The organism is Burkholderia latens (assembly GCF_001718795.1).
Classification (GTDB): domain Bacteria; phylum Pseudomonadota; class Gammaproteobacteria; order Burkholderiales; family Burkholderiaceae; genus Burkholderia; species Burkholderia latens_A.
The window spans coordinates 735,195-759,816 of sequence record NZ_CP013437.1 but is presented as its reverse complement, the minus strand read 5'-3'; the positions used below and the strand labels follow the sequence as shown (position 1 = coordinate 759,816).

At 66.1% G+C, this 24,622-nt stretch carries 24 protein-coding genes; 10 read left to right on the top strand and 14 right to left on the bottom strand.

Annotated features, from left to right (window positions below):
* Positions 1-110: 110 nt before the first annotated feature.
* From cpaB to WK25_RS18890, 6 genes are all read right to left on the bottom strand, one after another.
* A complete protein-coding gene (gene cpaB, locus WK25_RS18915) occupies positions 111-947 on the bottom strand; it encodes a Flp pilus assembly protein CpaB (RefSeq protein WP_038571787.1) in 837 nt (278 codons plus the stop codon).
* Between the two features lie 35 nt (positions 948-982).
* Complete coding sequence (locus tag WK25_RS18910; protein ID WP_038571785.1) at positions 983-2,380, bottom strand: ATPase; 1,398 nt, start codon at positions 2,378-2,380, stop codon at positions 983-985.
* Between the two features lie 27 nt (positions 2,381-2,407).
* The gene (locus WK25_RS18905; protein WP_038571782.1) at positions 2,408-2,947 is read right to left on the bottom strand and encodes an A24 family peptidase; all 540 of its coding nucleotides are present in this window, start codon (positions 2,945-2,947) and stop codon (positions 2,408-2,410) included.
* 30 nt (positions 2,948-2,977) lie between these two features.
* A complete protein-coding gene (locus WK25_RS18900; protein WP_038572347.1) occupies positions 2,978-3,184 on the bottom strand; it encodes a Flp family type IVb pilin in 207 nt (68 codons plus the stop codon).
* A gap of 91 nt (positions 3,185-3,275) precedes the next feature.
* Positions 3,276-3,458: a Flp family type IVb pilin gene (locus WK25_RS18895; RefSeq protein WP_038571779.1), complete on the bottom strand. Its 183-nt coding sequence runs from the start codon at positions 3,456-3,458 to the stop codon at positions 3,276-3,278.
* 137 nt (positions 3,459-3,595) lie between these two features.
* Entirely contained in the window at positions 3,596-3,787 is a 192-nt protein-coding gene (locus WK25_RS18890) for a Flp family type IVb pilin (RefSeq protein WP_038571776.1), read from the bottom strand.
* 1,060 nt (positions 3,788-4,847) lie between these two features.
* On the opposite strand from WK25_RS18890, the gene WK25_RS18885 reads away from it, so the two are divergent.
* The 6 genes from WK25_RS18885 (at position 4,848) to WK25_RS18860 (ending at position 11,548) form a co-directional block, all read left to right on the top strand.
* Complete coding sequence (locus WK25_RS18885; protein ID WP_069242358.1) at positions 4,848-6,086, top strand: glycosyltransferase family 87 protein; 1,239 nt, start codon at positions 4,848-4,850, stop codon at positions 6,084-6,086.
* Complete coding sequence (locus WK25_RS18880; RefSeq protein WP_069242357.1) at positions 6,083-7,462, top strand: glycosyltransferase family 87 protein; 1,380 nt, start codon at positions 6,083-6,085, stop codon at positions 7,460-7,462. The genes WK25_RS18885 and WK25_RS18880 overlap by 4 nt, the downstream gene beginning before the upstream one ends.
* Positions 7,463-7,486: 24 nt before the next feature.
* Positions 7,487-8,530 (top strand): glycosyltransferase family 2 protein, encoded by a 1,044-nt coding sequence (locus WK25_RS18875; RefSeq protein WP_038571764.1) that lies wholly within the window; start codon positions 7,487-7,489, stop codon positions 8,528-8,530.
* Positions 8,531-8,545: 15 nt separating this feature from the next.
* Positions 8,546-8,929, top strand: a complete 384-nt coding sequence (locus WK25_RS18870) for a GtrA family protein (RefSeq protein ID WP_038571762.1) — start codon at positions 8,546-8,548, stop codon at positions 8,927-8,929.
* Positions 8,930-8,981: 52 nt separating this feature from the next.
* Positions 8,982-10,172 (top strand): glycosyltransferase family 87 protein, encoded by a 1,191-nt coding sequence (locus tag WK25_RS18865; protein WP_069242479.1) that lies wholly within the window; start codon positions 8,982-8,984, stop codon positions 10,170-10,172.
* 272 nt (positions 10,173-10,444) lie between these two features.
* A complete protein-coding gene (locus WK25_RS18860; RefSeq protein WP_069242356.1) occupies positions 10,445-11,548 on the top strand; it encodes a PHB depolymerase family esterase in 1,104 nt (367 codons plus the stop codon).
* Positions 11,549-11,584: 36 nt separating this feature from the next.
* Here WK25_RS18860 and WK25_RS18855 read toward each other — a convergent pair whose 3' ends face one another.
* Complete coding sequence (locus WK25_RS18855; protein ID WP_069242478.1) at positions 11,585-13,357, bottom strand: histidine kinase; 1,773 nt, start codon at positions 13,355-13,357, stop codon at positions 11,585-11,587.
* 76 nt (positions 13,358-13,433) lie between these two features.
* A complete protein-coding gene (locus WK25_RS18850) occupies positions 13,434-14,846 on the bottom strand; it encodes an HD domain-containing phosphohydrolase (RefSeq protein ID WP_069242355.1) in 1,413 nt (470 codons plus the stop codon).
* 238 nt (positions 14,847-15,084) lie between these two features.
* Between WK25_RS18850 and WK25_RS18845 the strand changes: the two genes are divergently transcribed.
* The gene (locus WK25_RS18845) at positions 15,085-15,378 is read left to right on the top strand and encodes an antibiotic biosynthesis monooxygenase family protein (RefSeq protein WP_038571754.1); all 294 of its coding nucleotides are present in this window, start codon (positions 15,085-15,087) and stop codon (positions 15,376-15,378) included.
* A gap of 168 nt (positions 15,379-15,546) precedes the next feature.
* Entirely contained in the window at positions 15,547-16,281 is a 735-nt protein-coding gene (locus WK25_RS18840) for an ABC transporter substrate-binding protein (protein ID WP_038571751.1), read from the top strand.
* 45 nt (positions 16,282-16,326) lie between these two features.
* On the opposite strand, the gene WK25_RS18835 is transcribed toward WK25_RS18840, so the two are convergent.
* The 5 genes from WK25_RS18835 to WK25_RS18815 all read right to left on the bottom strand — a co-directional run bounded on the left by WK25_RS18835 (position 16,327) and on the right by WK25_RS18815 (position 21,199).
* On the bottom strand, positions 16,327-17,229 hold the full coding sequence (locus tag WK25_RS18835) for an NAD(P)-dependent oxidoreductase (protein ID WP_069242354.1): 903 nt from the start codon (positions 17,227-17,229) through the stop codon (positions 16,327-16,329).
* Positions 17,230-17,392: 163 nt separating this feature from the next.
* The gene (locus WK25_RS18830) at positions 17,393-17,524 is read right to left on the bottom strand and encodes an MFS transporter small subunit (protein WP_038571745.1); all 132 of its coding nucleotides are present in this window, start codon (positions 17,522-17,524) and stop codon (positions 17,393-17,395) included.
* A gap of 17 nt (positions 17,525-17,541) precedes the next feature.
* Positions 17,542-18,945: an OFA family MFS transporter gene (locus WK25_RS18825; protein ID WP_069242353.1), complete on the bottom strand. Its 1,404-nt coding sequence runs from the start codon at positions 18,943-18,945 to the stop codon at positions 17,542-17,544.
* 531 nt (positions 18,946-19,476) lie between these two features.
* Entirely contained in the window at positions 19,477-20,538 is a 1,062-nt protein-coding gene (locus tag WK25_RS18820; RefSeq protein ID WP_069242477.1) for an aldo/keto reductase, read from the bottom strand.
* Between the two features lie 70 nt (positions 20,539-20,608).
* Positions 20,609-21,199 carry a flavodoxin family protein gene (locus WK25_RS18815; protein ID WP_069242352.1) on the bottom strand — a complete coding sequence of 197 codons (591 nt, stop codon included), beginning with the start codon at positions 21,197-21,199 and terminating at the stop codon, positions 20,609-20,611.
* A 118-nt stretch (positions 21,200-21,317) separates the two neighbouring features.
* Between WK25_RS18815 and WK25_RS18810 the strand changes: the two genes are divergently transcribed.
* A complete protein-coding gene (locus WK25_RS18810; RefSeq protein WP_069242351.1) occupies positions 21,318-22,223 on the top strand; it encodes a LysR family transcriptional regulator in 906 nt (301 codons plus the stop codon).
* Between the two features lie 106 nt (positions 22,224-22,329).
* Here the strand turns inward: WK25_RS18810 and gcvA are convergent, their stop codons facing one another.
* Complete coding sequence (gcvA, locus tag WK25_RS18805) at positions 22,330-23,271, bottom strand: transcriptional regulator GcvA (protein ID WP_069242350.1); 942 nt, start codon at positions 23,269-23,271, stop codon at positions 22,330-22,332.
* A gap of 138 nt (positions 23,272-23,409) precedes the next feature.
* Here gcvA and WK25_RS18800 point away from each other — a divergent pair, with 138 nt between their 5' ends.
* The gene (locus WK25_RS18800; protein ID WP_069242349.1) at positions 23,410-24,621 is read left to right on the top strand and encodes an MFS transporter; all 1,212 of its coding nucleotides are present in this window, start codon (positions 23,410-23,412) and stop codon (positions 24,619-24,621) included.
* The last annotated feature ends 1 nt before the right edge of the window (position 24,622 follow it).

The window sequence follows — 24,622 nt, the reverse complement described above, 5'->3', positions numbered from 1 at the left end:
GTCTGATCCCCCGAGTGACCGGCGAGACGCCGGTTTTCGTCTTCCAAGGCCGTCGCGCGTTGACGGCGGCCGATCTGGTTAATCTGGTTATCTGGTTGTGTTCTATGAATTCAGAAGCATTCGACGCTGCCGCGCACACCGGTCAGCACGCCGACGCAATCGCGGCGTGCCTCCGGCGCCGCGTGCGACGCGACGTGCACGCGCACGGTCTTCACGGGCGCAGGCGCGGGTGCGGGCGGAACCGGCGCCTTGCCGAGCAGCGTGAGCTTGGTCGCGCCGTCGGTCGTGAGCGTCTTCTGGTCGATCTGGTTGCGCAGCACGAGCGACAGCGTGCCGACGCTGCGCGCGAGGTCGAGGCGTTCGGCCTGCTCCGGCGTGACTTCGAGCGTCACCGCGTTGACCACCTTCGGTGCGGTGTCGTCGCGGCTGACCTGCTGCGCGACGGCCAGCACGAGGATGTGCTCGAGCACGATCTTCGAAATGCTTTGCCCGTCGCTCTTGCCCTGTTGTTCCTGCGTATTGACGATCACGTCGACGTAGTTGCCCGGCAGCGCGAAGCCCGCGACACCGACCACGTCGTTCACGCGCACGGTGATCGCGCGGCTGCCGTTGGCAATCACGGCGGACAGCCCGCCCTTCGTGCCGACCGGCGCGAGCTTCGACTCGATCACCGGTTCGCCGCGCGCGAGGCTGGTCCGCACGACGCGTCCTTCAAGTTCCTTCGTATCGGTGAATGCGCCGGTCGGCACGCTCCCCGACGGCCAGCTGACCAGGTGGATCTGGTTCGGCCCGAGCGGCTCGCCCAGGTTCAGGTCGGTGGTCGCCACTGCGACCGAGGTGACCGAGCTGGTGGACGTCTGCACCAGCCAGCGGGACGCGAAGATGACCGCGGCAAGCCCCGCGACCATCGCGACGACCAGCATCATGACCGCTCGACTGTTTTTCATGGCTATGCTCCTCGATGAAGCGTGAAAGAAACGGCTCAACCGGTGATGAACGTACGCCCACCACGCTCGGCCGGCGGCGGATGATTGCCGTCGCGCTCGGGCGCTGCGCCGAAGTAGCTGGCCCACGCGTCGTACAGCGCGTCGTGCGTCACCTCGAGCGGATCGCCGCGGTAGCGCGCGCCGGCGGCAACGAGGCGCAGCAGGTCCGCCGGAAAGCATGCGAGAAAGGCCTTGCCGGTCGGGAAGTGCAACCGGTGCAGCAGGAATTCGAACGCGTCGTTCGCCGACACGAGGCCCAGCGATTTGCAGGCCGCGTCGTACACGGCGCGATATTCGTCGATCGACATCGGGCCGACGTGGAGCTTCGAGCCGAGCCGGCGCAGGAACGCATCGTCGGCGAATTGTTCGGGTGCCAGGTTGCTCGAGAACACCGGCCACACGTCGAACGGCAGAACGAAGCGATTGCCGGATTCGAGCGTCAGGAAATCGACGCCACGATCGAGCGGGCGCAGCCAGCGATTGAGCAGGTCGCGCGGCTCGACACGCTGGCGGCCGAGATCGTCGACGATGTACATGCCCATGTTCGCCTTCATGTGCGGCGGCGCCTGATAGAAGCCGGACACTTCGTCGCGGCGCAAATCGAGCTCTTCGAGCGTCAGCTCGCCGCCGGACATCACGACCGGCCGCTCGCACAGGCGCCAGCGGCGATCGACGGACTGGCCGCTTTGCACCGCCACGTCGACATGCACGAGCGGATCGTAGATCTGGATCACTTCGCCGGCCGCGCAGATCGCATGCGGCACCGGCACGCGCCCGCGCATCAGCGAACCGAGGCGTTCGGCGAGGAACGTCTTGCCGCTGCCGGCCGGGCCGTAGATCAGCAACGGACGACCCGCGTTCAGCGCGGCGGCCGCCGCATCGAGCACGGCCGTGTCGATGACGATGCCTTCGAACGCTTCCCACACGTCGCGACAACCGATGTGCAGCTTGCGGACCGAATGCGTGCTCACGCAGTCGAGATACGCTTCGAGCGTCACCGGCGCCGGCCCGCTGTAGCCGCTGCGCGCCTTTTCCTCCAGCGCGAGCACGCGGCCCGCGTCGGTGAGGCGGAAGGTCACGTCGAGATCGGTCGCGCCGCGATGGGTCAACTCGACGAGATGCTCGCGCACCAGGAAAGCGAATACGTCGTCGAGCACCGCAAGCGGCAGGCAATGCCGCTCGACCAGATCGCCGTAAGACGGGCGGCCGAGGATCAGCGTCGACTTCAGCACGAGGCCGGCGACGAACGTCATGCTCAGCCCGGTGTCCTCCAGCGAGCGCGGCGCCGCTGGCAGGTGCGCACCGATCTTCGTATGGATTTCCCGCGACGGCGACGGGTCGGGCAAGTGCGATACCTGCGCGTCGCGTTTCGGTTCGGTGTGGTTCGTGTTCATGTTCGTCCTCGTTGCAGGTACGTCGCGCTATGCGCACGACGCGAACAGCATCCCCAGCGTGCCGGCCGCGATCGCCACGCCATACGGCAGCGTGCCGACCGAGGCGATTTCCGCGGTGCCGTCCGCCGCTTCTGCGCGCGAGCGCCGCGCACCGCGCACGATCAGTGCGCGAACGTTCGTCAGCAGCTCGCGCATCCGGCCGCGCATCAGCACGAAACCGATCGCGGCGATCCCGCCGGCCACGAACGTGGCGAGCACGATGTACACCGTCATTTCCGCTCCCACCCACGCGCCGATCGCGAGCATCAGCTTCACGTCGCCGGCCGCCATCCCGCGCAACAGGTAGAACGGCAGCAGCAGGCCAAAGCCGGTTGCCGCGCCCGCCAGCCAACCGAGCACGCCGGCCGCGACGCCATGCAACACGCACTGGGCGACCAGTGCACCGGCGAGTCCGATCGCGACGAGACGGTTCGGAATACGTCGGCTCGCGATGTCCGTGCTGGCCGCGGCAACCGCGAGCAGCGTCACGCACAACGGAACCGGGTAAGGCGGCGCAACGAGCAGCATGGCGAACCTCGCAAGGTCGAATCGAATCGTTCAGGAAACCAGGGAAAGCGCGGTGGTCACGGCAGCAGTCACGGCTGCCGCGATCACCCGGTACGTGTCGATCACCGAACTTCTCAAGCCGACGACGCTGCCCAGCACCGCGACTGCGAACATCGCACCGAGCAACGCGTACTCGATCGACGTCACGCCTTGCTCGTCGCCGATCCGGTCGATCACGACACGTACATTGGCCTTCATGACGGTCTCCAGCTTCAGGTCGGTCAGGAGAGTGGCGGCGGCTCGATCGCTGCACCGGCCGAGCCGCCCCACGCTCTGCTGTTCAACGACGTCAAACGGCCGAGTTCAGATCGTCGGCGATCGTGCTGAACACGGTCGCCAGATCCTTGCCGATGGTCGACAGCGCGGCGATGATGCCGACGGCGATCAGTGCGGCGATCAGGCCGTATTCGATGGCGGTCACGCCGTCTTCATCGCGGACGAAGCGGGCTGCTTGTTGAATGAGCTTGGACATGATGATCTCCTTGAGTTACGTTCAATACCCCGCGTGCCGGCCTGATCGAACGATCGGCGTCGATACGTCGAGGAATGCTGTCAATGCCGTATGGTGGCGATGAACGATCCGGATGAACCGCTCCCCCCTTCCGTTCATCAGAAGCCTGTTACTGCCGAATCCAGGTCTGCGGCGATCGTGCTGAACACGGTCTGCAGATCGGTGCCAACCGTGGTCAGCGCGACAACGATGCCAATCACGATTAGCGCGGCGATCAGGCCGTACTCGATGGCCGTCACGCCTCTTTCATCCCGGATGAACCACGGTATCTTTTCGATCAAGCTGCTCATGAGCACACTCCTTTCGGACTGCTACTAAAACCCCTTCGCCCGTCACGACGTCGGGGGCTGGCACCACCGGCACTACTCGAGAAATCGAAACGCGACGCTCAGCCGCGATGACAGGGATGCACTCGCCTGTCCGTGCGAACGACTATCAAAGATGGGGAAGGCAGGAGAAACGCGCATCGCATGGCCGGTTCGACGGGCCGCGCATGCCGGCCGAATCGAATGACGGCATTGCCGTTCGACGCGCGAAATCCGATTGAACGGGAGAAGAGCTCCCTGAGAAACTGAAACTTGCTTTTGCCGCGGCTTGCCGACCGCGATGCGCTGTGGTCTTTCATTTTTATTCCCCAAGTGCTGCCATGCCGATTTTCTTGTCGCCCGGAAGCAACCCGGGTCTCGTCGGTCGATCGGCGAAGGTGCTTGCGGTTCCGTGGCCCGAAGCTGCGTACGTTCCCCGACGCGCTCGGGTCCTTCGTTTCCGCGGGGGACGCGGGGCGGGTTCCATCGGTCATTTGCCGATACCGTCCGGTCGTCACCTCGTCGACTGCCGTGCCGAGGCTTACGCAAAGAGCAGGCCATATCGGCAGGAATCCATGTGTATCAAGGGTTTCGGCGATACCTGCGTTCCGGCGGTATGGGCGCAATGTTGAAAATGTTTCAGATTTGATATGCGTGCGGCCACGTGCGCCCAGGCCCGACCGCTCGCTGCGGCTCTGCGCAAGAGGCAAAAAAAATTTTGTCGGTATTTTCCCGAACACCGCGCGCCAATCGCCGGTCGCCAGTTCCGAGGGATGCAGCAGTGCGGCAAAACCTGGAATGTTTCAACTCGGAAACACCAAAGCCGTCGGCCGCGTTTTCTCATACCAGAAAAAGCCGTTATCGCGCGTGTTGGCCGCCCTTTCCGATTCCGGAATTCAGTACGCGGTTTGCATCACGCGTTTTTTTCTCCAACAATGGGTTCACCGGACAACGCCGTTTCAAGGCGATTCGATCCGCAGGCACGACAACATCAAACTCAAACGGCTGCGACAGACCACGCGGCCTCCACTACAGACGGGGCATCATGTACACAGCCAATCGTGGAACGCGCGATCGCGCAATACGCTGTGCTCAATGGCTGACAGCCGATCGGATCGTTCCGTACAGCTGCATCATGCTGATGCTCTTCGTTGCATTGGCAACGGTCTGGGGTATCGTCACGGACGGTTTCACGTCGAGCGCGGTCAGCCGTCCGGGCACCGACTTCTCGGTCTTCTGGACCGCTTCGAATCTCGTGTTGCAAGGCCACGCATCGTCGGTCTACAACACTTCGTCATTCCTGCAGGCTGAATCGATGCACTTCGGTGCATATCTGCAGCATCAGCCGCTTCCCTGGCTCTATCCGCCGACGATGTTGCTGCTCATCGCGCCGGTTGCCCTTGTGCCTTTCCTGCCCGCTTACTTCCTCTTTCTCGCGGGCAGCCTTTTATGCTATGCGTTCGCTATCTCCCGCTTGTCGGGCCTGCGCACGCACCTTCCCGCACCGCGCGCGGCAGGGCTCGTGATGATCGGCTACTCGGCGGTTTGCCTGTCGGCGCTGTTCGGCCAGAACAGCATCCTCACCGCCGGCACCGCCGCACTCGCACTGCATCTGCTCGGCAAGCGCCCGATCGTCGCCGGCGTGCTGATCGGGCTGCTCGCGATCAAGCCGCAGCTGGCGGTGGTATTCCCGTTCGTGCTGATCGCAGCGCGGGCGTGGCGCACATTCGCCGCGGCGGCGATCACCGCGACGTTGTTCGCGGCGGCCGGGATCGCACTGACCGGTCCCGCCGCACTGCACGGGCTGACCCACGCGATGTCGACGGTTCGGGACCAGCATTTCATGCAGGCGTCGTACTGGCTCGCATCGCCAACGCTGTTCGCTACGCTGAGGCTCGCGCACGTGTCGGTGGCGGGCGCGCTGGCTGCCCAGGCGACGGTCGCGCTGCTCGCGATCGCCGCGGCCGTCCACGTGTGGCGCCGCACGAATGACATGCGCCTGCGCGCCGCGGCGGTCGCCGTCGCCACACTGCTGACGACGCCGTATCTGTGGAGCTATGAGCTGACCTGGCTCGGCATCGCGCTGTTTTGCCTGATCGCGTGCGGTCTCGACGACGGCTGGCTGCCGGGCGAACAGCTCATCCTCGTGCTCGCGTGGCTGCTGCCGATCTTCGAGATGCTGAACCGGCTGATGAAGCTGCCGCAGATCGGGCCATTCGTGCTGCTCGCGGTACTGTTCGTCGTCGTGCGGCGCACGATGCTTGCCGGGCGGAGCGTGCGATGAGAGCGCCGCTGACCGTCCGCCATGGGCATTCGCCCGCCGATCTCCATCCGGAACTACCGATCGCCGGCCCTCGCCGCTTCCCGCACTGGCTCAACCGCGATCGCGTGCGCTTCTATGCGGGCGGCGTGCTGCTGACCGAACTGCTGTTCATCGGCATCTACCTGTTCCGTGTGTCGCTGGCACGGCATGGCGCTCCGGAACCGCTGTCGCAGGATTTCTCGCCGATCTGGAGCGCCGCGCGGCTCGCGGCACACGGACATGCGGTCGACGCGTGGAATTTCCCGGCGCTGTTCGCGCTCGAAAAGCTCGCGGTCCCGACGATGAGCGTCGCGGACGGCACGCTGCCTTGGCTGTATCCGCCGACCATGCTGCTGGTCGTACTGCCGCTTGGCTGGCTGCCGTACACGCTCGCCGCTGTGCTGTGGCTTGGCGCGACCTGCATCGCGTTCGCGGCGGTGATCCGTGCGATCGTGCAGCGCGACACCGCGCTGCTTTGCGCGTTCGCGTTCCCCGGCGTGTTCCTGACGCTGATCGGCGGCCAAACGAGCCTCTTTACCGCAACGCTCGCCGGTATCGGACTGATCGAGCTCAACCGCCGGCCGGTCGTCGCCGGCATTTGCATGGGGCTGCTGACGGTGAAGCCGCAGCTCGCGGCGCTGTTCCCCGTCGCGTTGCTGTGCGCCGGGCAATGGCGCGCGCTGGCCGCGTGGGCTGCGACGATCGCGGGCAGCGCGGCGCTCACGGCGCTCGTGTTCGGGTTCGGCACGTGGCTCGCGTTCGCACACGGAGTCCACGATGCGCTGCTGATCGTCAGCACCGGCCAGTCGAAGCTTGCACGGATGCCTACGCTGTTCGCGCTCGCGACGATGGCCGGCTGGCCCGCCTTTGTCGCGCACACCTTGCAGTTGCTGTCGGCGACGGTGGCCGCGATCGCAGTCGTCTACGCATGGCGCGGCGCATGCGCCTATGCGCTGCGGGCCGCGACCCTCGCTTGCGCATGCCTGCTCGTCAGCCCGTACCTGTACGACTACGACCTCACCTGGTACGGGCTCGTGATCGCGTGGTACGCACGCTATGCGTGGACGCACGGCTGGCGTCGCTTCGAACGCGAATGGCTGTTGCTGATGTGGGCGATGCCGCTCGCCGGCCTGCTGCTGGTACCGCACCTGTCGTTCCAGTTCATGCCGATCTTCACGCTCGCGTCACTCGCGCTGCTCGTCGGCCGGATCGCACACGAACGGCGGGACATGCCGTCGTTGCCCGACGCACGCGACCGTTCCACCGACACCGGCTTTACGCACCCGGTCCGGTCGCACCACCGCCCGCCGCACGGACTGCGCCGCATCGGCCGCCCGACTTTCGGCGCCGATCGCTGATACATGATTACAGGGGATCCCATCATGCGTGAATCGCTCTACACACCGCTCGTCTCGCTGGTCGTGCCGTTCTACAACGAAGGCGAGGCCGTCGAGCACTTCTTCGACGTCGTGATTCCGCTGATGTCCGGCCTCGATGCGATCCGTTTCGAGATCGTCTGCGTCAACGACGGCAGCCGAGACGACACGCTGGAGCGGCTCGTCCGCGTCAGCATGGCCGATCGCCGCGTACGCGTGATCGATCTCACCCGCAACTTCGGCAAGGAGGCCGCGCTGACCGCCGGCCTCGACGAAGCCGCCGGCGACGCGGTGATCCCGCTCGATGCAGACCTGCAGGACCCGCCGAGCCTGATCCCGGTCATGCTCGAACACTGGCGCGACGGCGCGGAAGTCGTCGCCGCGAAACGCAGCAGCCGCGCGTGCGATTCATTCGCGAAGCGCACCGCGGCCGCGATTTACTATCGCGTGCACAACGTGCTGTCGGACGTAAAGCTGCCGGAAAACGTCGGCGACTTCCGGCTGATGGACCGCAAGGTCGTCAACGCGTTGCGCAGCCTGCCCGAACGGCATCGCTTCATGAAAGGGCTGTTCGCGTGGGTCGGCTACCGGACCGTGATCGTCGAGTATCAGCGCGACCCGCGCAGCGCCGGGCACTCGAAATTCTCCGGCTGGAAGCTGTGGAATTTCGCGCTCGAAGGCATCACGAGTTTCAGCACCGTGCCGCTGCGCAGCTGGACCTACATCGGCCTCGGCATCGCCGCGCTCGCATTCCTGTACGGCGCGTTCATCGTCGGCCGCACGCTGGTGTTCGGCAATCCGGTGCTTGGCTACTCGTCGCTCCTGTCGGTCGTGCTGTTCATCGGCGGCATCGAGCTCATCGGCATCGGCGTAGTCGGCGAGTACATCGGCCGCATCTACGACGAATCGAAGCAACGTCCGGTCTATCTGATTCGCCGCCGCTATCAGTCGCATGCGAAGGTCGTCGAGTTGCCGGTCGCGCGCGATGCGCGGCGCACGATCGCGCGCCGCCGCGTACAGCCTGCCCGCGTGCGGGTCGGCGCGCGCTGAGCCGGGGAAGAGACGATGTTCGCGCTGCTCTACGCCGAACGCGTGCGACTGGTCCGCTTCGGCCTGTCGGGGCTGTGCTCGACCGCACTGCACGCGTTGATCGCGTGCGCAATGTATGCGCTGTTCGATGCGACACAGGTTGCCGCGAATGCCGTCGCGTTCATCTGCGCAACCGTGTTCTCGTATCTCGCGAATACGCTGTGGAGTTTTTCGTCATCCGTACAATCGCGCAACCTGCTGCGTTTTCTGGCCGTCGCCGCAGCCGGTTTCACCGAGACGATGCTGCTCGCACGAACTGCGGAACTGCTCGACGTGCCGCGCGGCTGGAGCATCGTCGCGATCGCGCTGCTGATTCCGCCGACGACGTTCCTGATGCACCGGTTGTGGACGTATCGGTAAAGAGCCGAAGTACGTGCGCTCGAGTAGGGCGCAGCTGAGCGGGAAACGGATCGTGAGCACATGGGACAACCGTCGCGAGCGTGTCGGCCGCGTGCCGCTCTATGCCGGTGCGGCGCTCGCGACACAAATTGCCGTGCTCGCGATCTGGTGCGTCAAATACTACATACTGAACGACCGGACTGCGCCAATGGTCGGAATCGATTTCGGCATTTTTTGGGCAGCGGCCCGGGTCGCAATCGAACATGGCGCACCAGCGGTATTCTCGGCCGAGTGGATGAATACCGTCGAAGCGCAGGTCAGGCCGATGGCAGCGTATGCACCGTTTCCCTACCCGCCGACATTCCTGCTGGCCCTGCTCCCGTTCGGCGCATTGAAGTTCGACGGCGCCGTTGCGCTATTCACGGTCCTTGGCCTGAGCGCATACAGCGCCGTCATTGCCCGTCTATGCCGTGGCATCGACCGGTCCGCACTTTTGGTCGTTGCCGCTTTTCCGGGCGTCGCACTTGCCGCTTACGCCGGTCAAAATTCGCTCCTCACCGCAGCGGCGGCCGGTGCCGCCCTTGCGTTGCTGGAGACGGCGCCGCTGCGCGCTGGCGCATGCATTGCGTTCCTGGCGATCAAACCCCAGTTCGGCGTGCTGTTTCCGCTCGCGCTGCTGTGCGGACGCTACTGGAGGGGGCTGTTCGCGTCGGCCGTCCTGTTCATCGCATTCGCGGCATGCACCGCTGCGGTGCTCGGCGTCGACGCGTGGCGCACCTATGTGTCATACGTGCCGACACTCAACCGTTCGCTGCTGCTGAACGGGAATGATCATTGGGCGGGCATGCCGACCGTGTTTGCCGCGGCCAGAATGGCGGGCCTTCCGGTTGTCGGCGCGTACGCGTGTCATATGCTCGTCGCCGTTCCGGCGGTATTGTCGGCGTTGTATTTGTGGGCCCGCCGCGCACGTTTCGAATTGCGCACAGCCGCGTTGTCGGTGGCCAGTCTGCTTATGCAGCCATACATGATGAGCTACGATCTGGCGTGGCTCGGACTCCCGATTGCGCTGCTCGCGCACGATTCGACCCACAGCCCGTTGTCCCGCGTCGATCGCGCGATCGTCGGCGTCGCATGGCTAATGCCCGTGCAAGCGTGCTGCACCGGCGTTTTCCCTCTACGTTTTCATCTGGCACCGGTCGCGATGGCGGCCTTGCTTGCCGTCACAGTGCACCGGCATGCGGTATCGCGGCGCCAGTCAACATAACCTCCGCGCCACTCGCTTGCGCGTTCGCGCGACGAGCCGCTTCGCGCCCGCACGCGATATCCGCTAGCATGATGCGAGGCCGGCCCGTATCACGACGCTGCGGCAGAGGCGACACGTCGCGCGATCCAACCGGCCGTCTGCCCGTGCCGGCGAAGCGTGATCGCCCCGGCGCCGACGCACCCCGAGCACGGATCCTGCTCCACCCCGATTCGACACCACCCGACGGCGGCTCGTCGTATGCGGTTACACGAGCACCAGCACGAGATTCGTCCATGCCCAGGAAAAAAACCAGCCTATGGCTGAGGCCGCTCGACCTGTTGTCCGCCGCGACGAGTCCGCGGCCGAAAAGGCGGTCGTCCAAACCCGGCGCGGCAGCCAAGCGCCTCGCGGCTGCGCCGCCCGCGCGCCGCAAGCCGGCCGCACCTCCGCGCCCCGCCCGCGCGGCCCACGCTGCCCGCCCGTCGCCGCGCCAGCCCGCAGGCACGTGGCTACGCTCGTTCCACTCCGCGCGGCCGACCGCCGGCCGCTTCGTGAACCATCTCGCCTACGCGCTGTATCTGCCCGCGACGCCGGCCGCCATCGCGGCCATGCCCGTCGTCGTGATGCTGCATGGCTGCAAGCAGACCGCCGAGTCGTTCGCGGCGGGCACGCGCATCTGTCGCATCGCCGACCGTGCCGGCTTCGCGGTACTGTTTCCGGAACAGGCAAAGACCGCGCATTCGCATCGCTGCTGGAACTGGCATGGCGACGCGTCGCAGTCGGAAGCCCCGGCGGTCGCGTCGCTGATCGACGCGCTCGTGCACGAGCGCGGGTTCGATCGCGATCGGATCTATCTGGCCGGGATGTCGGCCGGCGCCGGGCTGGCCGCGCAGCTCGCCGTCGCCCATCCCGAACTGTTCGCGGCGGTCGGCCTGCATTCCGGGCCGGCCATCGCGCCGCCGTTGTCGACGATGGCCGCGATGAGCGTGATGCGGCGCGGCCTGCGCGACGATCCGATCCGCGTCGTGGACGCGTGCGTCGACGTCCGCACTTATCCGGGCATGCCCGCGCTCGTCGTGCATGGTGGCCTCGATACGGTCGTCGACGAACGGAACGCACAACAGCTCGGCATCGCATTCGCCCGGATCAATCGGCTCATCGACGAACACGGCGCACTGCGCGTCGGCGAACGACTCGCTTATGCGCAGGACGGTGCCGACTATACGGACTATCTGCGCGGCGGCCGGCTGATCGTCAGGGTATGCGTCGTTCGCCGGCTCGCGCACGCGTGGAGCGGCGGCGATCCAAGCGAAGCGTTCCACTCGGCAACGGGACCGGACGCGACCGCGATGTTCTGGAATTTCTTCCGCAGGCGGCGGCGCAAGCGCGCGACGTGACGAACGCGTCCGTTGCGCGCATCGCGCCCCGCGCGTTCATGCCCGCTGCGCGACCGCCGTCGCGTCGTCGGCGCTGCCTGCCGCGCGCCGGATCGGCAACCGGACGCAGAACGTCGTGCCGCGCCCCGGCTCGCTCGTCACGTCGATCGTGCCGCGATGGCGCTCGACGATGCCGTGCGACACCGACAACCCCAGGCCCGTGCCCTGCCCGACGGGCTTCGTCGTGAAGAACGGATCGAAGATGCGCCGCACGATGTCGGGCGTCATCCCGGTTCCGGTGTCGCTGATCGCGATCGACACCTGATCGCCGTCGCTCGACGTGCGGATCGTGATTACGCCGCGCGCCGGAATCGCGTGCGCCGCATTGACGAGCAGATTCATGAACACCTGGTTCAGTTGCGACGGAAGACATTCGACGTGCGGCACGTCGCCGTATTCGCGCACGATGTCGGCCTTGTACTTCAGCTCGTTGTGCACGACGTTCAGCGTGCTCTCGAGCCCCGCATGCACGTCGACGACGCTCCACTCGCCACTGCCCGGCCGCGAGAAATCGCGCAGATCCTGCACGATGCGCCGCACGCGTAACGCACCATCGATCGATTCGTCGATCAGCGTCACGATCTCGTCTCGCACGTAGTCGAGATCGGCCGCGCCGTGCATCGCCGCCAGCGTGTCGCGCGTCCGCGGTTCGAGCTGCGGCATTGCCGCCTCGTGCGCGGCGATCACGTCCAGCAGCGTTCGCACCCACGTCCTCAACGTGTTGAGATTCGCGCTGATGAAGCCGATCGGATTGTTGATCTCGTGCGCGACGCCGGCTGCGAGCTGGCCGATCGACGCGAGTTTTTCCGATTGCAGCAACTGGACGTGCGTTTCCTCGAGCTCACGCAGCAGGCGCCGCTGCTCGTCCTTCTCCTGTTCGAGCCGGGCCTGCGCCGCCCGGCGTTCGTCGATCTCGGTCGCCATGTTCTCGCGCGTGCGCTGCAGCATCGCGGTCGTCTGCTCGTAGCGCCGCAACGCCGTTTCCAGTTCCGCGGTCCGCAACCGCACGAGCCGTTCCAGCGTGTCCGTCATTCCGCGCAGAAACGTCGTGCGCGCATCGAAGCGGCTCACGAGCAGCGTGACGATCAGCGTCGCGGTCGTAAACAGCGCGATCGTCGTCGCGAGCCACGGCGCATCGATCCCGTTTGCGGCTGAGCATCGCGCATCCGGCGCGAAATGCGCGGCGGCCATCGCCGTATAGTGCATGCCCGTGATCGCGATCCCCATGACGAGCGCCGCACCGACGCGCTGCGCGGTCGCATGCCGCGCCTGTTGCGCGCGCAACGCCTGGGCCATCCATAGCGCGGCGGTCGACGCGATCACCGCCACGCCGATCGATGCGGCGAACAGCAAGGGATCGTAGCGAATACCGGGCTCCATGCGCATCGCGGCCATTCCGGTGTAATGCATCCCGACGATCCCCGCGCCCATCAGCGCGCCGCCGCCCAGCAGCCGCCCGCCGTTCAGGCGCGCACGCGTGACGACGTTCAATGCAAAGTACGACACGAGCACCGCGATCGCCAGCGAAGCGCCGGTATCCGGCAGCGCGTAGCCGAGCGGCACCGGCAGCGACAGCGCCAGCATCCCGACGAAGTGCATCGACCAGATCCCGGTGCCCATCGCGGCCGCGCCGCCGGCGAGCCACGCGCGCTTGAGCCGCGGATTGTCGAGCAGCGAAATGAACGCAGCCAGATCGAGTGCGGTATAGGAGGCCAGCGTCGCGATGACGAGCGACAGCAGGACGAGCGGCGGGTTGTACGTGCCATGCATGATCGGGCGCCCGGTCGAGATGAACGCGTTGCGACTGCGGGTCGTCGGTCGGATGCAACGGCCGCGCGGCGCGACGTCAGCCGGGCGAAGCGCCGGACGGTGCGTGAGCCTGCGCCGCCGCAGCCGCACCGGTCAGCACGAGAATGTCGAACGGCGTCCCTTCACGCGCCTCGAAGCGACGTACGAGTTCGATCTGATGCGCCGACATCACGCTGCCCTTCGTCATCAGCAGGACGCCGCGATGCGTGCGCAGATCGTCGGCAAGCTGCATCCCTTCGCGCAGTTGCGCGGACCGTATCTCCGCGACGGATGCGGCGATGCCGACGCGCGCCGGGTTGCGCATCAGTTCGACGAAGCACGCGACGAGCACCGGGTCGTAGCGCACGCCGGCCTGCGAACGCAGCACGTCGATCGCCTGCTCGACCGAATGCGGCGCACCGATCTCGCCGTTGCGCAGCCCCTCGAAGTCGCGCGCGATCGCGACGATCCGCGAGCCGAGCGGAATCGCGTCGCCCGCGAGCCCGTCCGGCGTGCCGCGGCCGTTGAACCGCTCGTACTGGTGCAGCACGATCGACGCGACCTTGTGCAGTTGCGCGACCGGCGTGAGCACCATCTGCGCACGCAGCGGATGCTGCTGGAACAGGCTGTGTTCGTCCGTCGTCATCTTGACGAGCGGCTTGTGCAGCAGTTCGTCCGGCAGCGACAGCTTGCCGATTCCATGCAGCAGCCCCGCGTAATAGACGTCCTGCGCGTGCAGCGTGCTCATCCCGGCCGCCAGCGCGAGCTGGCGCGCGATTTCGCCGACGCGCATCGCATGACCGCTTGCGGATCCGCAGCGCATTTCGATCATGCTCGCGCAGACCTGAACCATCGCGGTGAAACTGCTTTTCAGGTCGTGCTGCGCCGCCTCGAGGAACATCACGGTTTGCCCGAGCTCGTCCGTGCGCGCGCGCACCTGCGTTTCGAGTTCGGTGTTGAAACGGCGCAGCGTTTCGTTCTGCGCTTCCGTCAACGCGGCGAGCCGGGCGGCTTCACCGCGCAAGCGCCGCTGTTCGAGCGCCTGCTCGAGCGTCATCAGCAGGTCGTGGTCGTCCCACGGCTTGTTCAGGTAGCGATACACGCCGCCGTCGTTGACGGCTTCGACGATCGACGCGATGTCCGAATAGCCGGTCAGAAGGATCCGCATCGTGTCCGGGTACAGCGCACGCACGCGGGAAAGAAACGCGGCGCCGCTCATGTTCGGCATGCGCATGTCGGACACGATCAGGTCGACTTCCTTCGATGCAAGCAGTTCGAGCGCGGCTTCGCCGCTTTCGGCGGTGACGACGTCGTAACGCGCGGGCCGCAGCACCCGCTTGAGCGCGGACAACACGGCCGGTTCGTCGTCGACCAGCAGGACCGTCGCTGGCGCGACGGCGTAATCGGGTGCGGCTTCGGCGATGGTTGCCGGCGGTGTGTCGTTTGTTCCGTTTGTCGCGGATATCGTCATGGCTGGCCTCGGATTGTTATCGCCGCCTCTGTGACATCGGCCTGCGCGGCGTCATTCCACATAGGGGAAAACGCGAATGCGCACGAGTTGGCGGACGGCTCGCGTGACGGCAGCGGCATCGCTGGAACCGGTCTCGCGGGCGCGCGATCCCGACTTCCGGTATCGTGGCGAGACGCCGACCGATGCGCGCGTCGCATCGCGAACAGTCCGCATCATTCACACCCCGGGAATAGCATCCATGATTCTGGAAATGGCATCGCTCGAAATCGATCCGTCGCAGGCCGAGCCGTTCGAAGCAGCGGTTCGTCAGGCGCTCCCGCTCTTTGCCCGTGCGCGCGGCTGCGGCGGCGCCGAACTGCACCGCGTGATCGAGCGCAGCGGCGGCTACCTGCTCGTCGTCAAGTGGGACACCGTCGACGACCACATCGTGCATTTCCGGCAATCGGAAGACTTCCAGGCGTGGCGGCAGCTGGCCGGGCCGTTCTTCAAAAGCCCGCCGCAGGTCGTGCACACGGAAGTCGCAGTAAAGTAATCGCAGCGGAGACGAACCGATATCCGGGCGCACTACCGCCGGTCACGTCCGGCGGTGCTTGCGATTTCCTTTCGGCGAGCACCGAAAACGTCCGCTCGCATCTCCGCATGAAACCTCGGCCGCCGCGTGCCGAGCGCACCGGCGCATTCGATCTTCATGAGTGTCTCCATGCCCATCGATCCTTCCGTCCTCTCCGCATTCACGCCGACCGGCAAGCTGCGCGCGTCGATCAACCTCGGCAACCCGATCCTCGCGAATCGCGACGCTGCAACCGGCGAGCCATTCGGCGTGTCGATCGACCTGGCGCGTGCGTTCGCCGAGCGGTTGTCGTCCGAGCTCGAACTCGTGGTGTTCGATGCGGCCGGCAAATCCGTGCAGGCGCTGACCGACGAGCGCGCTGATTTCGGCTTCTTCGCAGTGGATCCGCTGCGCGGCGAGACCGTCGCGTTCACCGAGCCGTACGTGCTGATCGAGGGCTTCTATCTCGTGCGCGACGCATCGCCGATCCGCACCAATGCGGACGTCGATCAACCGCACAATCGCGTGGCCGTCGGCAAGGGCAGCGCGTACGACCTGTTCCTCACGCGCGAACTGAAGGCCGCGCAGATCGTACGCGCACCAACGTCGCAGGCGGTCGTGCCGACGTTCGTCGAACAGCAGCTTGAAGTCGCCGCGGGCGTCAAGCAGCAACTCGAAGCCGACGCGGCGAACACTTCGGGACTGCGCCTGCTCGACGAGCGCTTCATGGTGATCCGTCAGGCGATGGGCGTGCCGAAGAGCCGCGGCGCAGCGGCTGCAGCGTTTCTCGGCGAGTTCGTCGAGGAGATGAAGGCGTCGGGCTTCGTCGCGGATTCGCTGCGGCGGCACGGGATCACCGGCGCGTCGGTCGCGCCGCCGCGCTGATCGCGGCGCGCGCGATCAGCAGCGCGCCGGCGGACGCGAACCCGCTCAGGACGACGCGCGCGCGTCGTGCGTGTGCGCCGCCATCAGCACATCGGACAATTTCAGCACGGGACAATGCGCGCCGGCGCCGGCAACGGCGTCGCGATACGTATCCGTGACGGCCGCCGCGATAGCATGAGCCGCATCGACGCCGTCGGCCATCGCCGAGTAGTACGACAAGTCTTTCAGCGCGTTCGCCATATGGAACGGCAACGCCGATGCGTCGCCGCTTTCCAGGAACGGACGCAGCCGGTTCAGTGCGGCGCCGCCGCCACCGCCGTTGGCGAGCACGTCGGCGAGCACCGCGACGTCCACGCCCGCGCGTTTCGCGCACGCGACGGCTTCCGACAGTAGCGCGATGGTGCCGAGCGAAACATAGTTGTGCAGAAGCTTCATGCTGTGGCCCGCACCGACGTCGCCCACGCGCGTGATGTTTTCGGCGAAGCACGCGAGCACGGGCCTGATCTCCTCGAACAACGCGGGCGCCGCGCCGACCAGCAGGTTCAACCGGCCCTCGTGCGCTTCCCGCGCGCCGCGCGTCATCGGCGCGTCGGCGAAGCGCCCGCCTGCCGTTTCGACAAGCCGCGCCATCCGAACGGTCGATTCGGGAACGGCGGTCGAACAGTCGACGACGATCGCATTGTTCTTCAGCCCCGCCAACACGCCGTCGTCACCGGTCAGGACCGCTTCCACTTCAGGGGAGCCCGTCACGCAAAGGATGACGACGTCCGCCTGGTCGGCCAGTTCGCGCGCGGTTCGCACCGTCCGTACGCCGCCGCGCAGCAGTTCGTCGAGCGGCTGATTGCCCGGATGTTCGACGACCGTGAGCGGATAACCGTGCTTCAGCACGTTGCGCGCAATCCCGTGCCCCATCAGCCCCACGCCGATCAGGCCAATCTGCCGTTTCATGTCATTCCCGTCAAAAGATGGCGTCGCGGCGCGGTGCGCCGGTTCGCGTTGCGCCCGTAGAAGGCAGTGCGGTACATCGCGGTCCAACCGGCATGGCCGTTGAGGCGGCGCGCGCCGCCTTCCGCGTGCACGCACCGCCGCGGCACGTACATCCTTGCCGCTTTCAGCCGAACAGCTTCATCGCGGTCGTGATCGTATTCACGACGCCCCACGCGAGCGGAACCAGCACATACAGCCAGAACACGGCAAGCACCGCCTTGTTGGTCGGGCGCATCGAAGCAACCGTTTCATTCATTCTCGCGTCTCCAGAATTTATTTGCCCGCGTCGAGCTGTGCATCGGTCATGTGATGGCGCTCGTCGACGCGCTTCACGAACAGGTTGCAGATGAAGCCGATCACGAGCAGCGACGCCATGATGTGAACCGTCATCGTGTATGCATCCGCTTTCACGACACCGTGCGCGACTTCATATGCGCGGATGTAGTTGACGAGCACGGGCCCGGCAATACCGGCCGCGGCCCACGCCGTCAGTAGCCGCCCATGAATGCCGCCGACGTACGCGGTGCCGAACATGTCCGCCAGATACGCGGGCACCGTCGCAAATCCGCCGCCGTACATCGACAGGATCAGGCAGAACGTCAGCACGAACAGCGCGATTTGCCCGGACGCGGCGAAGAGCGGCACGCAGAAGTACAGCACGGCGCCCAGCGCAAAGAAGATGAAGTACGTGTTCTTGCGTCCGACCCAGTCCGACGCCGACGCCCACGCGAAGCGCCCGCCCATGTTGAACAGCGACAGCAAACCGACGAAGCCGGCCGCCGCCGCGGCGCTGACCGCACCCTTGAAGCTCTCCTGGATCATCACCGATGCCTGCCCGATGATGCCGATGCCGGCCGTCACGTTCAGGAACAGCACGAGCCAGATCAGGTAGAACTGCGGCGTCTTCAGCGCCTGGTCGATGTGCACGTGATTCGACGTGATCATCTTGTGCTTCGTCACCGCGGGCGGCGTCCAGCCTGCCGGCTTCCACCCGGCAGGCGGCACGCGGATCGCGAGCGCGCCGATCGACATCGAGATGAAGTACGCGATGCCGAGCACGACGAACGTCTCGGCGACGCCGACGCTCGACGCGCTCTTGAAATGATTCATCAGCGCGACCGACAGCGGCGCGGCGATCATCGCACCGCCGCCGAAGCCCATGATCGCCATCCCGGTCGCCATTCCGCGGCGGTCGGGAAACCAGCGGATCAGCGTCGACACCGGCGAAACATAGCCGAGCCCGAGCCCGATGCCGCCGACCACGCCGTAGCCGATGTACAGCAACATGATCTGGTGCAGTTTCACGCCGAGCGCGGAAATCAGGAAACCGCCGCCGAAGCAGCACGCGGCCGTGAACATCGTGCGGCGCGGGCCGACGCGTTCGAGCCACTTGCCGGCGAACGCCGCGGAAAGCCCGAGGAAGAAGATCGACAGCGAAAAGATCCAGCCGAGCGTGGTAAGCGACCAGTCGTCGGGGGCGGATTCGGCGATGCCGATCACTTTCGTGAGCGGACCGTTGAAGACCGAGAACGCGTAGGCCTGGCCGATGCACAGATGCACGGCCAGCGCGGCCGGCGGCACCATCCATCGCGAAAAGCCCGGCGGCGCGATGGTCGCTTCCTTCGAAAAGAAAGGCGCGGCGCCTGCGCGGGCGCCGGGATTGGTAACGCTGCTCATCAATGGTGTCTCCGTTGGGGATCGTGGGCGATCCGTTTTGTGTGTCGGCGTGTCGACGGGGCGCGGTCTCCGCCCGTGGGATCGATGCCGCGCCATATGAAATACGGAATCATATGCAAAGGCACGTACCGGTCGATTTGCCAGCCGCTTTGGTATCGGCCTTGAGGAACTTAGTTCATGAGCATCGCAGATTCAATATGCTATTTTTTATCCTATTGAAGATGACGTCGCGACGACGGTCGTCCGGATTCGTGCCTAGGCGCCGTGCGAGCGTACCGGACGCAAAAAGATGCTTCGCGCCGCTGCGGTCGATGCGCCACGCCAAATCGCGGAGATGGTGCGCACCGGCGGAGCGGCGCACGCCTGTCGCTACACCGCAGGGGCGCCGCAAACATGCTCGCCCGGCCGCCGGGCTGCCGGGCACCGGCGCGCGCGCAAACATCGGACAGCAGGCCGTCATGCGCGGCCGCGCGTCGCTTCGACATTGCGCGTTGCCGCACGCCGCATCACGGGCGCACGTGACGTCACCGCTCACGCTTCAACGCGACGCCCGCCCGTAAAAGCCGGCGGCCGCCTGGCTGCTTCCTGCCGATCGATCATCCAGCCGGGATAGCTCGGCGGCAATGCACTCACGGCGTCCAGACGTGCAAGCTCGTCGTCGGTCAGCGCGACATCGACCGCGCCGAGGTTGTCTTCGAGCTGGTCGACCCGTTTGGCGCCGACGATGACGCTCGTGACATGCGGCTTCGCGAGCAGCCACGCAAGCGCGATCCGCGCGACCGACACGCGTCGCGCGTCGGCGATGGCGCGCATCTCGGCCACGCATGGCCACGCACGCTCGAGGTCGACCGGCGGAAAGTCGAAACGGCTGCGCCGCGAACCTTCGGCGGACGGTGCGCCCGGACCGAATTTGCCCGACAGCAATCCGCCGGCAAGCGGCGACCAGACAAGCATCCCCAACTGCTCTTCGAGCGCGAGCGGCACCAGTTCGCGCTCCACGTCGCGCCCTGCGATCGAATAATAGGCCTGCAGCGTTTCGAAACGCGTCGCGTGCAGCGCCTGGCTCAGCCCGAGCGCCTTGCCGATCTTGCCGGCGCGCCAGTTCGACACACCGACATAGCGAACCAGGCCCTGGCGCGTCAGGTCGTCGAGCGCACGCAGCGTTTCCTCGAGCGGCGTGACGGAATCGTTCGCATGGATCTGATAGAGGTCGATATGGTCAACCTGCAGCCGTTCCAGGCTTCTCTGCACCGAATCCATGATGTGCCCGCGCGATGCGCCCTGGTCGTTGGGCTTCGGACCCATCGCGCCGGCCGTCTTCGTTGCCAGCACGACTTCGCCGCGCGGCACGCCGATGTCGCGCAGCGACTGCCCGACGAGGCGTTCGGATTCGCCGAACGAGTAGACGTCGGCCGTGTCGATGAAGTTGATGCCCGCGGCAAGCGCGCGGCCAATGAGTTTCGTCGCGTCGTCCTGGCCGACCGAACCGATCGCCGCCCACATGCCGGCGTCGGCATTGCCGCCCAATGTCATCGTGCCGAGGCACAGTTCGGAGACGTACAGGCCCGTGCGGCCCAGTTGCTTGTATTTCATGACCGTGTCCATCAGGATCGTATAAAAGGATGCAGCGGCGCGCGCGCCGGCACGCCGAACGCGCGGGATTTCAGCCGAGCCGGGCTTGCGCTGCACGAAACTGTCCGGCGATCGTCGCGACGCGTGCGCCATAGCGGCGGGCGGTCTCGAGGTCGCCCGGCGACATCTCGTCAGGCGACGCATCGGCCGGCGTCTGCGCCATCGGCGCGATATAGGAGCCCATGCGGTTCAGGTCGTCACGCAGCGACGCCTTCAGGTTCGCCGGCTTGATGTCCATGCTCACCCAGATGCCGCCGTGCTGCCCGGCCAGCAGCACGAAGTACTCGAGCGTGTTCAGCTTGTCGCCGTTGATGCTCGCGCTGTTCGTGAAGCCGCCGAAGATCTTGTTGCGCCACGCGCCTTCGAACCACGCCTTCGACGACGCGTCTGCGAATTTCTTGAACTGCCAGCTCGGGCCGCCCATGTACGTCGGCGAGCCGAACACGATCGCGTCCGCGCTCGCGAGCGTGTCCCATGCGTTGTCCGCAATGTTGCCGTCGGCGTCGATCGCGACGAGCGCAGCGCCGGCGCCTTCGGCGACGGCCGCGGCCATCCGTGCGGTATGCCCATAGCCGGAGTGATAGACGACGGCCGTTTTGGCCGGCGAGGTGTGTTGCGTCATGGTTGCGTCCTTTCGCTCAGGTTGTCGTCGGGCGACGACATCGAAAGGCACTCTACCGAGCCGCAACTGAGTTATAAATGATGACCGATTGAACGTACTGTTACTCTTCGAGTGAACAATGCAAAATCTCGATGCGCTGTTGATCTTTGCCCGAGTCGCCGAAATGTCGAGCTTCACGCGGGCGGCCGAAAGCCTCGGCATCCAGAAAGGCCGTGTGTCGATGGTGGTCCGCACCCTCGAGCGCGACGTCGGCGCCGCGCTGTTGCACCGGACGACGCGCAGCGTGCAGTTGACCGAAGACGGCCGCGCGTTCTATTCACGTGCTCGCGATCTGCTGGCCGAGGTGCAGGAACTGCAATCGATGTTCTCCGGCGACGGCACGCGCGTGCGCGGACGACTGCGCGTCGACATGCCGACCGAGCTCGCACGCAGCGTCGTGGTGCCCGCGCTGCCGCAACTGATGGCCGCGCATCCGGAGCTGGAACTGGAGTTGTCGAGCACCGATCGGCGTGTCGATCTCGTGCAGGAAGGGTTCGATTGCGTGATCCGTCTGGGGCCGATCGTGGACGAGACACTGATTGCGCGGCCGCTGGGCCGGCTGCGGATGATCAATGCGGCGAGCCCCGGGTATCTGGCGCGGTATGGCGTGCCGCATACGCTCGACGATCTGCTCGCCCACGGCCACCGGATGGTTCACTACACGCTGACACTCGGCGCGCGGCATCCCGGCTGGGAATATCCGACCGGCGACGGCTATGCGACGCTCGCGTTGCCGAGCGCGATGCAGGTCAACAACGTGCAGACCTATCATGCGGCCGGGCTTGCCGGTCTCGGGTTGATCCAGGCCGGATACTCGGGGATCGCGAGTCACATCGAAAGCGGTGCGCTGGTCGAGGTGCTGCCGGCGCTGCGCCCGGAGCCGCTCGCGGCGTCACTCGTCGTCGCCCATCGGCGCAATCTGTCGCCGCGCGTGCGGGCGTTCATGGAGTGGATCGAGCGCGTGCTGCAACCGTATTTCGCTTAGGCGGGGCCTGCGGGTTTGCGGACGCTGCGGACCAGTGCGGTTGAACGTCTGTCGCCGTGGCCGCGAACAGTCGATCCGCTGCGCACTCGAGCGGTGGCGCGTGGATTCATGCCGGCGCGTGCCCGGCCTCCTGGCTCGCCGCGCGGTCGATCCACCGGGCGAACACGGACACTGCGGCATCGTCGGCGCGATCGGCGTTCGTCACCAACATGTAATCGTCGGCACGCCAGACCGGCGACGCGAGCGGACATACGAGCCGCCCCTCCGCCAGGTCGCGGCCGATCAGCTGCAACGACGCCAGCGCCACGCCGAGGCCTTCGATCGCAGCACCCAGCTGAAGATTCACGTGATCGAATTCGACGTCGCGCGCCGGCCGCAGATCGGCGGCGCCCGCTTCCTTCAACCAGTGTGTCCACGCGGAGCGCGTCGTGGCCGAATGCAGCAGCGTGTGATGGCGCAAGTCGGCCGCCGTCTGTATCGGCTGCTTGCGCAGCAATACGGGATTGCAGGCAGGCACGCGCAAGTCGGGCATCAGCGGGCGCGATTCGATACCAGCCCCTTGCTCCGGGCCGGACCGAACCCCGATATCGAAAGCGTCGGCGACATAGCGCAGCTTGCGCGACGTCGTCGACACCCTCACGTCGATGTCCGGGTATTGCGAATGGAAATCGGCGAGGCGCGGCAGCAGCCAGCACAGCGCGAAGCTCATCGGCACGTTCACGCGCACGATGCCCGAGATCCGGTGCGTGGCCGTGTTGTGGCGCAGCCGCACCGCTGCGCTGCCGAGGCGCTCGAACGCGTGGCTGACGTCGTTCAGCAATGCGGCGCCTTCGTCGGTCAGCACGACACCGCGCGGACGACGGTCGAACAACGGCAGGCCGAACCAGTTCTCCAGCAATCTGATCTGTTTTCCGACGGCCCAATGCGTCACGTGCAATTCCGCCGCCGCGCCAGCGAAGCTGCCGTGCCTCGCAACCGCATCGAAAGCGCGCAATGCGTTCAGCGGAGGGAGCTGGTCCCGGTTCTTCGCATCGGGGCTTTCGTTCATGACGTGACTTTTTCTCTCTGTTGACGCGATTTTAGCTCAATTGAAGTGGCCGCCACGTCGGCCATAGAATTGACCGTCCCAGCCTGAAAACCAAACCACGAGCGGCTTACGTCAGCAACTCGTGCGGAGAGAACGACGATGAGCTTGCCGGTTTTTTCCCCTTCCGCGACACCGGACACCACGTCGTCACGACCGCGCGTACTGTGGTTGTCCTGCGTCGCGCACGCGATCCACGACGGCTACACGGACATGATTTACGCGCTGCTACCCGTATGGCAGTCGGAGTTCGGCCTCGACTTCGCTGCGTTGGCGATTCTGCGCGGCGTGTATGCCGGCACGATGGCGGCGCTGCAGTTGCCTGCGGGGCGTGTCGCACAACGTCTCGGCAGCCGCGCGCCGCTCGCCGCCGGCACGCTGCTCGCCGCGCTCGGCTATGCGCTCGCCGGCCTGTCGGGCGGGCTGCTCGGTTTGTGCGTCGCGCTGGCGATTTCGGGCGCCGGGTCGAGCACGCAGCATCCGATCGCTTCGGGCGCGATCTCGCGCACCTATGGCCGCGACGCACGGGGCCCGCTGAGCATCTACAATTTTTCCGGCGACCTCGGCAAATCCTTGCTGCCGGCTGCCATCTCGCTGTTCGCGACGATGATGCCGTGGCGTCACGCGCTATGGATCGTCGCCGGATGGGGCTGCGTCGTGGCTGCGATCATCGCGCTCCGGTTTCCCGCGGTGCCGCGCGGCCCCGCGAAGACGACCAGCGCCGAGCACGCGACCACTGCACGCAAGCGCACCGGCACGAGCGGATTTCCCGCGCTGTTTTCGATCGGCGTGCTCGATACGGCGGTACGCATGGGGCTGCTTACGTTTCTGCCCTTCCTGCTCGGTGCGAAGGGCGTGTCGCCTCAATTGGTCGGAACGGCTCTCGCGCTGGTGTTCATTGGCGGTGCGGCCGGCAAGTTCGTTTGCGGCTGGCTGGGCGCGCGCATGGGGGTGGTGAAGACGGTGCTGCTCACGGAGGGCGGCACGGCCGCATGCATCGTCGCGGTGATGTATCTGCCGCTGCCGCTGACGATGGTGCTGCTGCCGATCCTCGGCATGATGCTCAACGGCACGTCCTCGGTGCTGTACGGAACCGTTCCGGAGATGTCCGCGCCCGCTCGCACCGAGCGCGCGTTCGCGATTTTCTATACGGGAACGATCGCATCCGGTGCGTTATCGCCTGTTCTCTACGGCTTGCTGGGCGACCGGATCGGCGTGCATGCCGCGACGTATGCGACCGCATTGACCGCCCTCGCGATTTTTCCGCTTGCGTTCGCACTGCGCCCGCATCTGGCGGACCAACGGACAGGATGAA

What these genes read in the sequence shown, in the direction of transcription:
- cpaB (WP_038571787.1), bottom strand. Translation starts at nt 947, where the DNA reads ATGAAAAACAGTCGAGCGGTCATGATGCTGGTCGTCGCGATGGTCGCG.
- WK25_RS18910 (WP_038571785.1), bottom strand. Translation starts at nt 2,380, where the DNA reads ATGAACACGAACCACACCGAACCGAAACGCGACGCGCAGGTATCGCAC.
- WK25_RS18905 (WP_038571782.1), bottom strand. Translation starts at nt 2,947, where the DNA reads ATGCTGCTCGTTGCGCCGCCTTACCCGGTTCCGTTGTGCGTGACGCTG.
- WK25_RS18900 (WP_038572347.1), bottom strand. Translation starts at nt 3,184, where the DNA reads ATGAAGGCCAATGTACGTGTCGTGATCGACCGGATCGGCGACGAGCAA.
- WK25_RS18895 (WP_038571779.1), bottom strand. Translation starts at nt 3,458, where the DNA reads ATGTCCAAGCTCATTCAACAAGCAGCCCGCTTCGTCCGCGATGAAGAC.
- WK25_RS18890 (WP_038571776.1), bottom strand. Translation starts at nt 3,787, where the DNA reads ATGAGCAGCTTGATCGAAAAGATACCGTGGTTCATCCGGGATGAAAGA.
- WK25_RS18885 (WP_069242358.1), top strand. Translation starts at nt 4,848, where the DNA reads ATGTACACAGCCAATCGTGGAACGCGCGATCGCGCAATACGCTGTGCT.
- WK25_RS18880 (WP_069242357.1), top strand. Translation starts at nt 6,083, where the DNA reads ATGAGAGCGCCGCTGACCGTCCGCCATGGGCATTCGCCCGCCGATCTC.
- WK25_RS18875 (WP_038571764.1), top strand. Translation starts at nt 7,487, where the DNA reads ATGCGTGAATCGCTCTACACACCGCTCGTCTCGCTGGTCGTGCCGTTC.
- WK25_RS18870 (WP_038571762.1), top strand. Translation starts at nt 8,546, where the DNA reads ATGTTCGCGCTGCTCTACGCCGAACGCGTGCGACTGGTCCGCTTCGGC.
- WK25_RS18860 (WP_069242356.1), top strand. Translation starts at nt 10,445, where the DNA reads ATGCCCAGGAAAAAAACCAGCCTATGGCTGAGGCCGCTCGACCTGTTG.
- WK25_RS18855 (WP_069242478.1), bottom strand. Translation starts at nt 13,357, where the DNA reads ATGCATGGCACGTACAACCCGCCGCTCGTCCTGCTGTCGCTCGTCATC.
- WK25_RS18850 (WP_069242355.1), bottom strand. Translation starts at nt 14,846, where the DNA reads ATGACGATATCCGCGACAAACGGAACAAACGACACACCGCCGGCAACC.
- WK25_RS18845 (WP_038571754.1), top strand. Translation starts at nt 15,085, where the DNA reads ATGATTCTGGAAATGGCATCGCTCGAAATCGATCCGTCGCAGGCCGAG.
- WK25_RS18840 (WP_038571751.1), top strand. Translation starts at nt 15,547, where the DNA reads ATGCCCATCGATCCTTCCGTCCTCTCCGCATTCACGCCGACCGGCAAG.
- WK25_RS18835 (WP_069242354.1), bottom strand. Translation starts at nt 17,229, where the DNA reads ATGAAACGGCAGATTGGCCTGATCGGCGTGGGGCTGATGGGGCACGGG.
- WK25_RS18830 (WP_038571745.1), bottom strand. Translation starts at nt 17,524, where the DNA reads ATGAATGAAACGGTTGCTTCGATGCGCCCGACCAACAAGGCGGTGCTT.
- WK25_RS18825 (WP_069242353.1), bottom strand. Translation starts at nt 18,945, where the DNA reads ATGAGCAGCGTTACCAATCCCGGCGCCCGCGCAGGCGCCGCGCCTTTC.
- WK25_RS18820 (WP_069242477.1), bottom strand. Translation starts at nt 20,538, where the DNA reads ATGAAATACAAGCAACTGGGCCGCACGGGCCTGTACGTCTCCGAACTG.
- WK25_RS18815 (WP_069242352.1), bottom strand. Translation starts at nt 21,199, where the DNA reads ATGACGCAACACACCTCGCCGGCCAAAACGGCCGTCGTCTATCACTCC.
- WK25_RS18810 (WP_069242351.1), top strand. Translation starts at nt 21,318, where the DNA reads ATGCAAAATCTCGATGCGCTGTTGATCTTTGCCCGAGTCGCCGAAATG.
- gcvA (WP_069242350.1), bottom strand. Translation starts at nt 23,271, where the DNA reads ATGAACGAAAGCCCCGATGCGAAGAACCGGGACCAGCTCCCTCCGCTG.
- WK25_RS18800 (WP_069242349.1), top strand. Translation starts at nt 23,410, where the DNA reads ATGAGCTTGCCGGTTTTTTCCCCTTCCGCGACACCGGACACCACGTCG.